The organism is Ruminococcoides intestinale (genome assembly GCF_040095935.1).
Classification (GTDB): Bacteria; Bacillota; Clostridia; order Oscillospirales; family Acutalibacteraceae; genus Ruminococcoides; species Ruminococcoides intestinale.
In genome coordinates, this window is record NZ_JBBMFQ010000007.1 from 1 (window position 1) to 15,056 (window position 15,056).

The window sequence follows — 15,056 nt, forward strand, 5'->3', positions numbered from 1 at the left end:
CAGACAGACAGACAGACAGACAGACAGACAGACAGACAGACAGACAGACAGACAGACAGACAGACAGACAGACAGACGAATTACATATGCAAGAATTGTCATCAGGAGAAAGAGGTAACGGAGTCATGGGAGTGCCAATCACATTCCTTGACAAGTACAATCCGGACCAGTTCATTATCATCGGACTTGACAGATATGTTGCAGACAATCCACGATTCGGACATAGATTTACAGTCAACGGAAAGGAAACTTACGCGAGAATACTCATTAAGAGAAGAATGTAGCGGTGTTATGGGTGTTCCAATTACATTTTTGAGTAAATATAATCCAAAACAATTTAAAATAGCAGGATTAGCAAATAGTGCGAGATATATTGGTGATTTTCCTTGCTATATGGTGATAGACGGTAAGAAAATTTATAATCGTATTTTAATTAAAAGGAGGAAAAAAGATGAAAATTCAACCTAAGTCGATTAAAGTAAAAGATATATTTGACGGTTATGCAGATAACGGTGATAACGGCGTTTTTGCATATGACGGTAGGCTTGCAATTCGACCGGCTTATCAAAGAGAATTTGTATATAGTTCAGAACAGGCTGAATCTGTTATTCATACGATACTGAAAGGATTTCCTCTCAATGTTATGTATTGGGTAAAAGTTGGTGATGATCAATATGAGGTTCTTGACGGACAGCAAAGAACTCTTTCAGTAATGCAGTATTTAGATCATAAATACTCTATTTCTTTTGACGGTGGAAAATATTATTGTGATTCATTACCCGATGATAAATATGATGATATAATGAATTATGAGTTCATGGTTTATGTATGCGAGGGTAGTGAATCAGAAAAATTAGATTGGTTTAAGGTTGTAAACATTGCAGGCGAAAAATTGACTGACCAGGAACTTCGTAATTCAGTATATACAGGTAAATGGCTTACTGATGCTAAGCGATATTTTTCTAAACGAAATTGTGCCGCAAAAGGGTTATCTGATAAATATATTAAAGCAGATCCAAACAGACAGGAACTTCTTGAAAAAGCTTTAATTGGTATTTGCGGTTTTCAAGGTATAGATAATATTACAGAGTATATGTCGATGCATAAGTCAGATGATGACGCAGATGAATTATGGCAGTATTTTCAGGATGTTATCAATTGGGTACAAAAAATATTTCCTAAGTATTACAAAGATATGAAGGGATTGGATTGGTGTTCCCTTTATAATAAATATCATAACAATACTCATAACTCTTCAGCTATGAAAACAGAGGTAGAAAAACTTCATCAAGATGATGAAGTGCAAAAACAAAAAGGAATTTATGAATATCTTCTTTGCAAAGACAAAGATCCATTTGCCGGCAGATTGCTTAATTTAAGAGCATTTGACAACAGAGATAAGATGGCGACTTATGATAAACAACATGGATTGTGCAATATTTGTGGTGAACATTTTGAGTATGATGAAATGGAAGGCGACCATATTAAGCCTTGGAGTAAAGGCGGTCGCACAATTCTCAATAACTGTCAGATGCTTTGTAAATCCTGCAATGCAAAGAAAACTGACAAGTATTGAGTAGTAACAACAACGGTGAACGTTTGCTCACCGTTTTTATGCTTTTATATTTTTATGCCTGTATTGCAATTTATGCAATTATTTGATATTATTATCAAATGAGAATAAATGTATGAACCATGAGTAGTTAAAGTACATATATTTTATGGAGGATAAGATGATTAAACAATTTTTAAAACATAAGTGCAATTCAAAAATAAAGCTTTTTATTGCTGTTATTTGTATGTTTGCTCTTGTGATGTCCGTGTCGGGTTGCGGCAACGGCAATTCGGGAAGTGACAATACAAATGCAACGCAAAGCACCGTTGCAACCTATAAGTTCAACAGGGGTGAATTTGACTGGAGTGGCAATGAATATACATCTGTTTTGCCAAATCAGAAAGAGTGGAATGTCAGCCAATATCTGGTTGATGACAGTCGAAAATGCTGTTCTGTTATTATTGATAATTCTGATTTGGAAAGCACAAAGCAGTATGTTAAATCATTGGAAAAAACAGGTGTTTCTACCGTAAAATCTCAAGTTACTGACGATAAGAAAAATCCAACTCTTAACTACCTTGGTGAATCAGACAGTTATGATATATCAATTTCATATACCGGCGGCATTACAACCATATCAATTACCAAAACTTAATAATTCCAAAAACGGTGGGCGTTGCTCACCGTTTTTTTGTGTTTGGATATTTTGATTGTTCAATTTTTACTTTCGGGTGTGTTGCATAATTGTAAAGTGCGAAGTATTGCAAAGTGTTAAATAAAATATTCAGAACATCGGGAACATCGAATATATTATCAACTCCAAATGTAAAGTTGCTAATATTCCTCAAGTTCAAAAATATTGAACCTACAATGCTTGAAATGCACATCATAACGGAACACAGCATGAAGTCAATTCTGTTCAGAAGTATGCAGTTGAGCGTCATAATTCCAAGTCCGGCAAAATAAACGGCAGGAATCAAACATCCTGCAGAGTCGGTCAAGTAACAAAGCCCCCAACAAATATTCAGCACAAAAAGCACTATCGTAATTATAATTTGTGTTGATTTTTGAAGTTGAAAGTTATTGTGAGTTGCCTTGAATTTTACTATGGTTGAAATTAATGCCATAAACAGCAAAATGACTATTTGACTGCTTAAGAACATTAAATTAATCAAATCAAAGCTTATTGTCACACCCGAAATTGAAGTTGCAATTGCAGACACAATTGTCGGCATAAAGCAGATTGCGTTTTGTTTCGGACTTTTGAGCATTGCACAATTTAAACCGCATACAACAATTGTCAGCAGTATAAACGGAATAAGTAAAGTCCAAGAAAATATATAAGCACAAGCCGACAGAATAGCAACAATAAAATTTGCCGTAAACAAAATGAAAAAAATTGTATTGCCATTTTTCATAATATCACTTCGTTAAAATCAGCAGGGGTCGAGAGCTACTGCGACCATATACATAATTATCGGTAAGTTGGCGGCAATAATATAGTATGGAGTACATATTGCCGCAAAAATTGCAGCCTGTTTGGCTCTTTCTTTTTTTGAACAGGAAATTTTCTTGAATACTATTGCTTTGACAACAAGAAATTCAATTATGCCTGCCACCAATATTAAAGATAAATAAGAAAATTTTGGGATTGAGATGTGGTAGTAATCAGTCGAGTCTGCAACATATGCAACAGCTATTGCGGTGAATGACGCAATAAAGTTTATAATTGTAAAAATAACAGCTATTATTCCGTAACATTTGTTGTTTATAAGTTTTTTATCTGCTTCATTAGCTTTTTTCTTGGCAAAATGTGTAGCAATGCAGATTGTGATACAAGTAAAAAATAAAGCCGCAAGAATGTTTACTAAAATAGCGGTAAGAGTTGCCGAGTTAAGCATAAATCATCTCTCCTTAAAAGAAAATCATCTTTATGAAAAGTGCATATGGAATAAACAGGTGCCACGGTGCATTTATAACGGCGGTTAAGAATGCAAAAGCCACACCGAAAAGGATACTGTAGAATGGTGTTGAAATCAGCGAAAAAACAATTGATTTTCCGACCTTTGTACCCGTATCGCATTCAAACTTTTTAAATATTGTAAAATAAGCAATAACAGCTTGAATCAAAAATATAAAAACAATACTTCCTATGCTGAATGAAAGATAGCAAGTTAAGTCAGGAAACGGAAGATTAAAAAGCAGTATTGCTGTCATATGCAAAACAAAAAATATCGGGTAAATTATTATTTGATTCTTTTTGCCGATGTTTACTTTGTTTTTGTAACCCGCACTTCTTTCCGTATGGCAAAATGCTGTTGTAACAGAAAGTGTGGCAAGAAGTATAGATAAAATAATTATAGTTGTTAAGATTTCGGGGTTTGAGTTTTTGTTCATAATATCACTTCGTTAAAATCAGCAGGGGTCGAGTGTGAAAGCAATTGGGTATAAAAATAACGGTGCATTGACAATAAAAATATAGTACGGTGCGCAAATGCAAATAAAGGATAAAGCTCGTTTATTCTTTTCTTTTTTATCAAACTAAAACTTTTTGAATACTACGGTTCTTGCAATGAAATATTCAACCAAAGCGGATAAAACTGTAAAAATCAAACAAACAGGTATGTATGTAAAATAATAAGTAGCATACATAGACATAAAAGAGGCAAATGAAGCAATACAGTTTATAACTGAAAAAATCAGAACTACTGTTATGTAATTTTTTTCTGTTATAAGTGTTATATTTTCCATACAGGCTTTTCTTTTGGCATAATTCATAGCAATGAAAACTGTAACAGATGTAAAAAGTACAGATGCAATTATGTTAATAAACAGGATAACAAAAGTATATTGCGGATCAAATGTTGTGTTGAACATAAATGTCGAGTTAAGCATAAACCAAACCTCCTTAACATTAAATCATAAAATCGTATTCCCAAAAATCATCGCTACAAACTGACCGTAGGGAATCAAAAATTCATACGGCGCATTTGCAAGTGCAGTGAAAAATGAAAGTTTCATTTTTTTATTTTTAGAAACTTCAAAATCCTTGTAAACAAACTTGTAATTGATAAGAAACAGCATTGGAATGCTTAGAATAACTAAAATAAAGAAAGGTATAACATACGCACCGTACTCATTATCAGTTGCATTGTACCTTGGACCTAAAAAAGACATCGCAAGTGCAATAAAAAATCCTAAAATCAATTCTACTAAATTTTCTACTATATTAATGTAACTCGATGCACTGCAAAGCGTTATACCTAAAACGATCAGAACAATTAATGCCAACAAAATATAGTTCGTTTTCAAAGTATGTAACGCAACTTTTTTGAATTCAAAATCGCCCTTATATGGCTTTTTTGAGAGGTATTTTGAAATACCATAGTTTATCGCAAAGGTTTTAAAGATACCTCCGCTGAGAATTACAACGGCAAGTAACATATATAAGATAAACTTCAACATAAAATCACGCTCCTTATCAAGCAATTGAACTAATTCATTAGTACAATTATATAATACAATATCTCTGTACAATTGTCAATCGGAAAACACAAAATTTTTGTTTAATTTCAAATGTTTTTATTACAAAAATTGTATTGAACCGCCCGAATAACATACTTGTTGTCAAATTTGCTTATATAATGTATAATAATAAAAGTAACGATACCGAGAAGGTGATTGCCGTGACGATTGAAAAAATTAAGAGAATTTATGCATCTACCGCAATTTACAAGTTTTCGCAGGGACTAAAGAACGCTGAAACCGATGACTTTGATTCAGCGTTTGACAATGTGCTTGATTTTTTCGGAAACAAAATCGAGGAAGACGCTCTTAAAATTGAATGTTCGGGCGATGAGGTTAATATGATGTTCCTCGATTTTGTAAGAATGTTATCGTCAACCCGTCACCTTGCAATGTGTGTGTTTGTAAACGGCAATGCCGATGTTGATACAGTCAAAAGACTTGAACGCTTTTCGGGTTGGTCGGAGTGCTTTAAGGTTGTTCGTGATATGAATAAACATGATGACAAAATCTGCATCTACATAGGTTTTATAAATTGGTTTGACGGTGAAATTTACGATGTTGATTACACGGTTAATGTAATTTTGTAAGGTCAAATTGCTTGAAAAGTCAGACTTTATCGGATAAAAATCGAAAGTCAGAAAAAGTCAAAAATATTTTAAAATATTAGGAAACGAGAGCATAAGCGAGAATTCGTGAGAATTTCAAAGCTTATGCTTTAATTTTTGACTTTAATTGACTTTGACTTTCTCTGACCTTGATATTATAATGTAGTCAAACAAATGAAAAGAGGCGACCAGAATGAGAATGAGCGATTTGGTGGCACAGTACATTATAGAGATGCTTGACCGTGAAAACGGCAGTGCGGAGATTCAGCGAAACGAACTCGCCGGCAACCTCGGATGTGTACCGAGCCAAATCAATTATGTTATAACCTCCCGATTCACTCCCGAAAAAGGCTACATTGTGGAGAGCCGTAGGGGCGGCGGCGGATTTATCCGAATAAGCCGTGTGAAGATGGATAGAGGTACGGCGCTTATGCATATAATAAATTCGATTGGAACAACACTTGACAAGGCAAGTGCAGAGGCAATGCTCAAAAATATGTTGCAAAGAGATATGATTGAGCTTACATCGGCAAGGCTGATAGCCTCGGCGTTGTCCGACAGAACGCTTACAAATGTTGAACAGAGTAAACGAGATGCCGTGCGAGCGGACTTGTTCAAGAATATGTTGCTCACATTAAGTTGATTTTGAACGGAGGCAGTTATTATGAAATGTCAAAAATGCGGTGCTAACAATGCTAATACTCATGTAAAGACCGTTATCAACGGTGAAATTAAGGAATATGATTTGTGCAGTGAATGTGCAAAGAAAATGGGATACACAAACATCTTTGGTAACTTTGAGGACGAATTTTCGGGACTTCTCGGAAGTTTCTTCGGCAACAGCCTTCCCGCAAGAACTCAGGCAACACGCTGTGACTTCTGCGGAAGCTCATATTCCGATATTGCAAAGTCGGGTCATGTAGGCTGTGCAAAATGTTACGAAATTTTCGGCGACCAGCTTCTTCCTTCAATCAGAAGAATCCACGGCAACACAACCCATTGCGGTAAGAACAGCCGTTTCGGTACAAAGAAAGCCGAAAAGAGTGCCGAGATGACAAAGAAAGATAAAATCAAGGCACTTAAAAAGGAACTCGACAAGGCAATTTCGGAACAGAATTTTGAACATGCCGCAGAGTTAAGAGACCAGATTAAGGAAATGGAGGCTTAATTATGAGTAACGAAGTAATTTCCACCAGAGTAAGACTTGCAAGAAACCTGAAAGATTACCCGTTTCCGTGCCGATTGTCCGAACAGGGCAGAAAAAAGGTTATTGAAAAGGTTACAAGTGCAATCAGGGACAGCAACAGCTCGATTGCCTCGGATTTCAATCTGATTAAGCTTGATGATTTGACAGAGGCACAGGGTGTGTCACTTGTTGAAAGACATCTTGTAAGTCCCGAATTCATCAGCGAAACAGAGGGCAGGGCATTGCTGTTGAGCAAGGATGAAAGTATGAGCATTATGATTAACGAGGAAGATCACATAAGACTTCAGGTTATCACAGACGGCTTGTCGCTTGAACAGGCATATGACACAGCCGATAAGCTTGACACCCTGCTTGATGAAAACCTTGAATTTGCTTTTGATGACAAGCTCGGTTATCTTACACAATGCCCTACAAACCTCGGCACAGGCATGAGAGCCTCTGTTATGCTCCATCTGCCGGCACTTGAAAAGAGCCGTACAATCGGCAGAATTGCAGGCAACCTTTCAAAGCTCGGACTTACAATCCGTGGTGCTTACGGTGAAGGCTCAGAACCCAGCGGTTCGCTTTATCAGCTTTCAAATCAGGTAACGCTCGGTATCTCCGAAAAAGCCGCAATTGAAAATCTTGAGAACATCACAAAACAGCTTGTTTCTCAGGAACGGCAGGCAAGAGAAAGACTTGCAAAGAGTATTGATATTCAGGACAGCGTAAGCAGAAGCTTAGGCTTGTTGAAATCGGCAATGGTTATGACTCATGACGAGGCTTTAAAGCTGTTGTCAAATGTTCGTTTCGGCATTTTGTCGGGACAGATAAAAGATGTTACCGCAGAGGTTGTTGACTCTCTTATGGAAAAAATTGAGCCTGCAACGCTTATGGTAAACTCAGGAAAAAATCTTTCCGCACAGGAAAGAGATATTGAAAGGGCAAAAATTTTAAGAGAGGCTCTTTCATAGAAAATAAGCAGTTAATACATTATCCACAAGGAAGGGTGATGATTTTATGTATCAGTTCAAAGGTTTTACAGAAAAAGCAAACAAGGCGCTTAATCTTGCGATTGAAAGCGCAGAGGAAATGCGTCACAACTATGTCGGTACAGAACATATTCTCTACGGACTCGTAAAAGAGGGCAGCGGTGTTGCCGCAACCGCTCTTAATGAGTGCGGAGTAACGGAAGATGCTCTCCGTGAAAAGCTTGAATCCATTAACGGTACAATGTCGCTCGTTGAGCTTACTCCCGATGATTTTACTCCCCGTACAAAGAGAGTTTTGAGAGCCGCAGTTATCATTTCTTCAAAAACAGGCTACACCTATGTAGGCACAGAGCATTTGCTCCTTGCAATCCTTTCGGAGAGCGACAGCTACGCAGTAGCTTTTCTTGAAGAACTCGGTGTATCTGTTGAAAGACTTGCACAGGCTGTGTCAAAAGGTATGCAGGGCGGTGCAGATGACGGTTTCGGCGGTTTTGAAAACGAATCCGCTCCGAACGGTTCACAGAAAGGCGGTTCGGCTCTTGATAAATTCGGCAGAGATCTTACTCAAGCCGCAAAGAACGGTGAAATTGATCCTGTAATCGGCAGAGAAAAGGAAATCCAGAGGGTTATCCAGATTCTTTCCCGCCGTACAAAGAACAATCCTGTTCTTATCGGTGAACCCGGTGTAGGTAAAACTGCGGTTGCAGAGGGACTTGCACTTGAAATTGCAAAGGGCAATGTGCCTGAAATTCTTAAAGACAAGCGAGTTGTCAGCCTTGACCTCACAGGTATGGTAGCAGGTGCGAAGTACAGAGGTGACTTTGAGGAGAGAATTAAGGCGGCTATTGACGAGGTTAAAAAGTCAAAGAACACTATCCTCTTCATTGATGAACTTCATACTATCGTTGGTGCAGGTGCCGCAGAGGGCAGTGCAGACGCCGCCAATATCCTTAAACCGTCACTTGCAAGAGGCGATTTTCAGGTTATCGGTGCAACAACTCTTAACGAGTACAGAAAATATATTGAAAAAGATGCCGCTTTGGAGCGTCGTTTCCAGCCCGTAAAGGTTGGCGAGCCTACTCCAGAACAGGCTGTACAGATTCTCAAAGGCTTGCGTGACAGCTACGAGGCACACCATAAGGTTAAGATTACCGATGAGGCAATCAATGCCGCAGTAACATTGTCATCAAGATATATCGCAGACCGTTACCTCCCCGATAAGGCAATTGACCTTATTGATGAGGGTGCGTCAAAGGTAAGGCTTGCATCTCTTACCTCTCCTGATAATGTAAAGGAGCTTGAAGATGAAATTGCAGACTATGAAAAAGAAAAGGCAAGCGCAATTAACGAGCAGGACTTTGAAAGGGCTGCACGACTTCGTGATGAGCAGAAGGAACTTCAGACAAAGCTTGACGATGCAAAGAAGAAGTGGCAGGAACAGCAGAAGGGTAACAGCGGCGAGGTAACTGCCGAGGATATCGCAAAGATTGTTTCCGAATGGACAGGTATCCCTGTTGTTCAGCTTACTAAGGAAGAAAGCGAAAGACTTCTTAACATGGAGAATGTTCTCCACGAAAGAGTTATCGGTCAGAGCGAGGCTGTAACTGCAATCGCAAAGGCTATCAGACGAGGCAGAGTAGGTCTTAAAGACCCGAAAAGACCTGTAGGTTCGTTTATCTTCCTCGGTCCGACGGGTGTCGGTAAAACAGAACTTTGCAAGGCTCTTGCAGAGGCAATGTTCGGCGATGAAAACGCAATGCTCCGTCTTGATATGAGTGAATATATGGAGAAACACACCGTGTCAAAGCTTATCGGTTCACCGCCCGGATATGTAGGCTTTGAAGAGGGCGGTCAGCTCACCGAAAAGGTAAGAAGAAAACCGTATTCGGTTGTACTTTTTGATGAGATTGAAAAGGCTCACCCCGATGTATTCAATATGCTCCTCCAGATTCTTGAGGACGGCAGACTTACCGACTCACAGGGCAGAACGGTTGACTTTAAGAACACCATTATCATAATGACCTCTAATGTCGGCGCAAGACTTATCACCGAAAAGCAGAGCTCACTCGGCTTTAATTCCGAAAATGAGAATGCCGAAGAGAGCGAGAAAAAGGACATTAAGGAGCTTGTAACAGGCGAACTCCGCAAGGTATTCCGTCCTGAATTCTTGAACCGTGTTGACGATATTATCGTGTTCAACAAGCTCAACAAGGACGAAATTAAGCAGATTGCCGTTAAGATGCTCAGAACTCTTGAAAACCGTCTTGATAAGATGAATATTAAAATCAGCTTTACAGACAACGCAGTCAGCGAGATTGCCGATAAGGGCTTTGACGAAAACTACGGTGCAAGGCCTCTCCGCCGTGCAATACAGAACGAGATTGAAGATCCGCTTTCAGAGCAGATGCTTGAGGGCAAGGTCAAGGACGGCGCAGTAGTTACCTGCGATTTCGCAGACGGTCAGTTTACCTTTACAACAGCAAACGCCAATTAAGCGTAATCCTTAATAAAAATAAAATCAACCGCAGAGCGAAAAACTTTGCGGTTGATTTTTTGCTTTGAATATCTTGACAAAAATGAATTTAAGGTGTACAATCAAGCCGACAAAAACACAAGAGGGTGTTAATTATGAAAAAAATTATCTCGATTATCTTGTTGGCAGTTATTATCTCAACTTCTGTTTTATTTACAGGTTGTGGCGGTGAAGTTGCACCGAGTAACGCTCAAACTTCTGATGAAGCCGATACAACTGCTTTATCAGATACTACTCCGACAGCAGATCCAAACCAATTTTCAGTTGAATTTTATGACTACAAAACTAATGAACTCATTTCAAAATCAAACAAAAACAACCTTAACGAAAAGTTGAAGGCATCTGACGATTTGATATATATGACATCTGATAATAAGGTGGATTCGATAGATGTTGAACCGAGTTATGTACTTCTTTTATCATACCTGAAAGATACCAGCCGTGACATTTGGGTTTTGATATATGTCAAGGGTGACTATGTCTATGTTCAGGCTGACAAAAGACACGCAAACATAAACCTTGACACGGCAGACTATGATATCTATAAGAGTAAATATAATAAATCGCAACTTGAAGAATTGATGAAATAATCACAGTGTAAAATTGCCTGAATTTAAAAGATTTTATAAAGTACGGTGTAACCATAAAACATAGGTTGCACCGTGTTTTTTATATCAAATTTCTGTTTATAATTTGAAAAGTGTATTTTTCATCCCTCAATTTTCATTGAAAAGTGTGATTTTGTCTGTTGACAAAACAAAAAAGCCTCCCGTGGTGGGAGGCTTTTGTTCGGTTATGAACCGTTAATCAGTCGATTTCAACCATAATTTTTTCTTCACTGCGGATAGCGGCACTGCGGGCAATTGTGCGGATAGCCTTGGCAATTCTGCCCTGCTTACCGATGATTCTGCCCATGTCGTTTTCTGCAACATGAATGTGGTAAACAACTGTTCCCTCTTCGTTGGGAGCGTCTGCTTCAACTGATACGGAATCGGGATCGTCAACAAGACCCTTTGCGATAACTGCAAGTAAATCTTTCATTGTTTGTCCTTTCCGAAACGCAATTATTCAATTACGCCGTTCTTCTTGAGAAGAGCCTTTACTGTGTCTGTTGGCTGAGCACCGTTAGCAATCCACTTCTTAACTGCTTCAGCGTCAACATTGAACTCAGAGGGCTTCTTGAGAATATCATATGTGCCGATTTCTTCAATGAAACGGCCGTTTCTCGGATATCTTGAATCTGCTACTACTACTCTGTAGAAAGGAGCCTTCTTTGAACCCATTCTTCTAAGTCTGATCTTTACTGCCATAATGTTCACCTCATAAAAATTGTTAATTTATATTCACCAACCGTAATTGGATGAAAAACTTTGTTTAATGTTTGATTAATGTTAATTATTTGAACGGAGGCATTCCGTCCGGTCCCCCCATTCCGCCTGCAGGTCCCATGCCGTTCATCGGCATACCGCCGAGTCCGGGAAGACCTTTCATTTTTCTTCTTTTCTTAGAGCCTTTTCCGCCCTTTGTCATTTGACGCATCATCTTCTGCATCTGGTCAATCTGCTTGATAAGTCGGTTGACCTCTTCAATGCTTCTGCCCGAACCTGCCGCAATTCTGCGCTTTCTTGACGGGTTCATAATGTGCGGATGACTTCTTTCTTCGGGTGTCATTGAGAGGATAATTGCCTGAACCCAGTCAATCTGTCTGTCGTCAATGTCAACGCCCTCAAGCTGTTTTCCGACACCCGGAATTTTTGAAAGAATGCCCTTGAGCGGTCCCATTTTCTTGACCTGCTCAAACTGATCGTACAAATCATTAAAGTCGAATTTGTTGCTCATCATCTTCTGAGCCATTTCTTCGGCTTTTTCGGCATCCATTTTATTCTGTGCGTCCTCAATGAGAGTAAGCACATCACCCATGCCGAGAATACGGCTTGCCATTCTGTCGGGGTGGAAAACTTCAATATCGTCAAGCTTTTCGCCTGTACCTGCAAATTTAATAGGTCTGCCTGTAACAGCCTTTACCGAAAGCGCCGCACCGCCTCGAGTGTCACCGTCAAGCTTTGTGAGAATAACACCCGTAATGTCAAGAAGTTCGTTAAAGCTCTTCGCAACATTAACTGCGTCCTGACCTGTCATCGAGTCGATAACAAGCAAAATTTCGTTTGGTTCAACTTCTTTTTTGATGTTTTTAAGCTCATCCATAAGAGCCTCATCAATATGAAGTCGGCCTGCGGTATCGAGAATAACAACATCGTTGCCGTAGTCCTTTGCACGCTTGATTGCCTCTTTTGCAATCTTAACGGGATTTGCTTTTCCCATTTCAAAAACAGGAACGCCTGCCTTTTCACCAACAACCTTCAACTGGTCGATAGCGGCGGGACGATAAACGTCACAGGCGGCAAGCAGAGGATTTCTGCCCTGCTTTTTCAGCATTTTTGCAAGCTTTGCCGTGTGGGTTGTTTTACCCGAACCCTGAAGACCGCACATCATGATGACTGTCGGAGGCTTTGACGCAAACTCAATTCGTGCGTCCTCACCGCCCATAAGGCTTGTAAGCTCCTCGTCAACAATCTTAACAACCATCTGTGCAGGAGTAAGACTTTGCATAACATCCTGACCGACAGCACGCTCTGTTACTTTGTTTGTAAAGTCCTTTGCAACCTTGTAGTTTACATCGGCCTCAAGAAGTGCGAGTCGAACCTCTCGCATTGCTTCCTTAACATCTTTTTCAGAAAGCTTGCCTTTGTTTTTCAGTTTTTTGAACGCATTGCCAAGCTTATCTGCAAGTCCTTCAAATGCCATGAAAACTCCTTTAATCTTTCAGCGAGCCTGATTTTTCGATGATAACATCCGCAAGCTCTGTGATTTGTGTATCCTGTGAAAGTTCTTTTATTTCAAGTGCAAGAGCCGAAATTTCGTCAAGCCCCTGCTCAAGCTTACTGAACTGTTTGAACAGACCGAGCTTTTCTTCAAACTCAAAAAGCTGTTGCTCACTGCGCTTGATACTGTCACGCACACCCTGTCTTGTTATTCCTGTTTCATCGGCAACCTCTGCAAGCGACAAATCTTCATTATAATAAAGGTCAATCGCCTTTTTGCCCGAAGGCTTTAAAAGCTCGCCGTAAAAATCAAACAAGAGAGATACTTCAATGTTTTTTTCCATACCTGACAGCTCCCGTGATTCTGGTCTGCGTGTAAAGAAAATTTCTTTACACCTGTGAATTATAATATACAATTGCCCGTTTGTCAAGCATTTTAAGCCGATTTTACGGCTGAGAGTAATTTTGATAAATTTTTAATTTTCGGGAAGTTATCAAATTTGTACAGTTATATTACAAAAACGGCAATATTGTGGAATTTTCGGAAGATTTAAATAACTAAAATAAGCCGATTGTAATGCGATTTTGAGTATAATTACGAAAGAGTAAAAAAAGTGTTTCTATCCTTTACAAATGAGTGACTATGTGAAGTTTAGTTTTCGTCAAAATTCACAAAAATTATTTTTTTAGTGAAAAAAGCTATTTTTAATGTACATTTTCAAGTAAAATGTGTTATAATTGTTTTGAATTATTGAAGAAACGGGAGTTTTGCTTTACGGAACAAATTATAAATATCGACAGAATGGAAAATGCCGTAGCACTTTTTGGCAGTTTTGACGGAAATATTAAGCTGATTGAAAAGGAGTTTAATGTTCGTGTTACCTGCCGTGACAGTGAGCTTAAGGTTGAGGGAGATGCCGAAAATACATCGAAGGCCTGCAAGGTTATTGAAAGCCTGTTGCAGTTCATCAACCGTGGTGAAGCACTTTCCGAGCAAAATATCCGCTACTGCATTTCGCTTGTCAATGAAGGCAGTGAGGACAAAATAGAACAGCTTGCAGGCGACTGCATCTGTATTACTTCAAAGGGAAAGCCTATTAAGCCGAAAACCATCGGTCAGAAGCGCTACTGCTCGCAGATTGCGAAAAATACCGTCACAATCGGCGTCGGCCCTGCCGGTACGGGCAAGACCTACCTTGCCGTTGCAATGGCGGTCACGGCTTTCAGAAGCAAGCAGATTAACCGAATAATTCTCACAAGACCTGCTGTTGAGGCAGGCGAAAAGCTCGGCTTTCTGCCCGGTGATTTGCAGAGCAAGGTTGATCCGTATCTTCGCCCCCTGTATGACGCATTGTTTGATATGCTCGGTGCGGAAACATATCAAAAGTATGTTGAAAGAGGTAACATTGAGGTTGCACCGCTTGCATATATGCGAGGAAGAACGCTTGACGACAGCTTTATAATTCTTGACGAGGCTCAGAATACGACAAGGGAACAGATGAAGATGTTCCTTACCCGACTCGGATTTAACTCAAAAATGGTAATCACGGGCGATATTACGCAGATTGACCTTCCGAACGGTGCAAAGAGCGGTCTTAAAGACTGCATCAAAATCCTCAAGAATATTGACGATATCGGCACCTGTTTCTTTGACGAAAAGGATGTTGTCCGTCATCGCCTTGTTCAGGATATCATCAAGGCTTATGCAAAATTTGAAAACACTGACATTAATAATTTACGAAACAACGGCTCCAAAAACAACGGCTCCAAAAATTAATTTACTTAATTTTCACATATCCCACGCTATCGGGTTAAAAATAATGAAAGGATGATCA

The 15,056-nt window shown here is 39.3% G+C and carries 20 protein-coding genes; 12 read left to right on the plus strand and 8 right to left on the minus strand.

From position 1 onward, the window contains the following. The 5 genes from WMO31_RS09885 to WMO31_RS09905 all read left to right on the plus strand — a co-directional run. Positions 1–284 (plus strand): adenine-specific methyltransferase EcoRI family protein (locus WMO31_RS09885; RefSeq protein ID WP_367999625.1); only part of this gene is annotated, 284 nt, incomplete at its 5' end. A gap of 7 nt (positions 285–291) precedes the next feature. Further along, positions 292–468: an adenine-specific methyltransferase EcoRI family protein gene (locus WMO31_RS09890; protein WP_207654377.1), complete on the plus strand. Its 177-nt coding sequence runs from the start codon at positions 292–294 to the stop codon at positions 466–468. Further along, positions 452–1,576 (plus strand): GmrSD restriction endonuclease domain-containing protein, encoded by a 1,125-nt coding sequence (locus tag WMO31_RS09895; RefSeq protein ID WP_367999626.1) that lies wholly within the window; start codon positions 452–454, stop codon positions 1,574–1,576. Before WMO31_RS09890 ends, WMO31_RS09895 begins: the two co-directional genes overlap by 17 nt. A gap of 157 nt (positions 1,577–1,733) precedes the next feature. Then, positions 1,734–2,210, plus strand: a complete 477-nt coding sequence (locus tag WMO31_RS09900) for a hypothetical protein (RefSeq protein ID WP_367999627.1) — start codon at positions 1,734–1,736, stop codon at positions 2,208–2,210. Positions 2,211–2,323: 113 nt separating this feature from the next. Then, positions 2,324–2,521, plus strand: a complete 198-nt coding sequence (locus WMO31_RS09905) for a hypothetical protein (protein WP_367999628.1) — start codon at positions 2,324–2,326, stop codon at positions 2,519–2,521. 470 nt (positions 2,522–2,991) lie between these two features. Here WMO31_RS09905 and WMO31_RS09910 read toward each other — a convergent pair whose 3' ends face one another. From WMO31_RS09910 to WMO31_RS09925, 4 genes are all read right to left on the minus strand, one after another. Next, entirely contained in the window at positions 2,992–3,456 is a 465-nt protein-coding gene (locus tag WMO31_RS09910; RefSeq protein ID WP_015523337.1) for a hypothetical protein, read from the minus strand. Positions 3,457–3,469: 13 nt separating this feature from the next. Beyond that, positions 3,470–3,952 carry a hypothetical protein gene (locus tag WMO31_RS09915; protein WP_367999629.1) on the minus strand — a complete coding sequence of 161 codons (483 nt, stop codon included), beginning with the start codon at positions 3,950–3,952 and terminating at the stop codon, positions 3,470–3,472. A gap of 144 nt (positions 3,953–4,096) precedes the next feature. Beyond that, positions 4,097–4,450 (minus strand): hypothetical protein, encoded by a 354-nt coding sequence (locus WMO31_RS09920; protein ID WP_367999630.1) that lies wholly within the window; start codon positions 4,448–4,450, stop codon positions 4,097–4,099. 24 nt (positions 4,451–4,474) lie between these two features. Beyond that, positions 4,475–5,020 carry a hypothetical protein gene (locus WMO31_RS09925; RefSeq protein WP_367999631.1) on the minus strand — a complete coding sequence of 182 codons (546 nt, stop codon included), beginning with the start codon at positions 5,018–5,020 and terminating at the stop codon, positions 4,475–4,477. Positions 5,021–5,241: 221 nt separating this feature from the next. Here WMO31_RS09925 and WMO31_RS09930 point away from each other — a divergent pair, with 221 nt between their 5' ends. From WMO31_RS09930 to WMO31_RS09955, 6 genes are all read left to right on the plus strand, one after another. Then, complete coding sequence (locus WMO31_RS09930; RefSeq protein ID WP_117969728.1) at positions 5,242–5,670, plus strand: hypothetical protein; 429 nt, start codon at positions 5,242–5,244, stop codon at positions 5,668–5,670. A 211-nt stretch (positions 5,671–5,881) separates the two neighbouring features. Continuing rightward, entirely contained in the window at positions 5,882–6,331 is a 450-nt protein-coding gene (locus tag WMO31_RS09935; RefSeq protein WP_021882920.1) for a CtsR family transcriptional regulator, read from the plus strand. A 21-nt stretch (positions 6,332–6,352) separates the two neighbouring features. Beyond that, positions 6,353–6,856 (plus strand): UvrB/UvrC motif-containing protein, encoded by a 504-nt coding sequence (locus WMO31_RS09940; RefSeq protein ID WP_021882921.1) that lies wholly within the window; start codon positions 6,353–6,355, stop codon positions 6,854–6,856. Between the two features lie 2 nt (positions 6,857–6,858). After that, complete coding sequence (locus WMO31_RS09945) at positions 6,859–7,848, plus strand: protein arginine kinase (RefSeq protein ID WP_101028981.1); 990 nt, start codon at positions 6,859–6,861, stop codon at positions 7,846–7,848. 46 nt (positions 7,849–7,894) lie between these two features. Further along, entirely contained in the window at positions 7,895–10,360 is a 2,466-nt protein-coding gene (locus WMO31_RS09950) for an ATP-dependent Clp protease ATP-binding subunit (RefSeq protein ID WP_367999632.1), read from the plus strand. A 134-nt stretch (positions 10,361–10,494) separates the two neighbouring features. After that, a complete protein-coding gene (locus WMO31_RS09955; RefSeq protein WP_367999633.1) occupies positions 10,495–10,989 on the plus strand; it encodes a hypothetical protein in 495 nt (164 codons plus the stop codon). Positions 10,990–11,206: 217 nt separating this feature from the next. Here the strand turns inward: WMO31_RS09955 and WMO31_RS09960 are convergent, their stop codons facing one another. From WMO31_RS09960 to ylxM, 4 genes are all read right to left on the minus strand, one after another. Then, complete coding sequence (locus WMO31_RS09960; protein WP_015523346.1) at positions 11,207–11,440, minus strand: KH domain-containing protein; 234 nt, start codon at positions 11,438–11,440, stop codon at positions 11,207–11,209. 23 nt (positions 11,441–11,463) lie between these two features. After that, on the minus strand, positions 11,464–11,709 hold the full coding sequence (gene rpsP, locus WMO31_RS09965) for a 30S ribosomal protein S16 (protein ID WP_015523347.1): 246 nt from the start codon (positions 11,707–11,709) through the stop codon (positions 11,464–11,466). Between the two features lie 85 nt (positions 11,710–11,794). Continuing rightward, the gene (ffh, locus tag WMO31_RS09970) at positions 11,795–13,204 is read right to left on the minus strand and encodes a signal recognition particle protein (protein WP_015523348.1); all 1,410 of its coding nucleotides are present in this window, start codon (positions 13,202–13,204) and stop codon (positions 11,795–11,797) included. 10 nt (positions 13,205–13,214) lie between these two features. Next, complete coding sequence (gene ylxM / locus WMO31_RS09975; protein WP_021882928.1) at positions 13,215–13,565, minus strand: YlxM family DNA-binding protein; 351 nt, start codon at positions 13,563–13,565, stop codon at positions 13,215–13,217. A 458-nt stretch (positions 13,566–14,023) separates the two neighbouring features. On the opposite strand from ylxM, the gene WMO31_RS09980 reads away from it, so the two are divergent. Next, positions 14,024–14,998: a PhoH family protein gene (locus WMO31_RS09980; protein ID WP_015523350.1), complete on the plus strand. Its 975-nt coding sequence runs from the start codon at positions 14,024–14,026 to the stop codon at positions 14,996–14,998. Positions 14,999–15,056 lie beyond the last annotated feature (58 nt).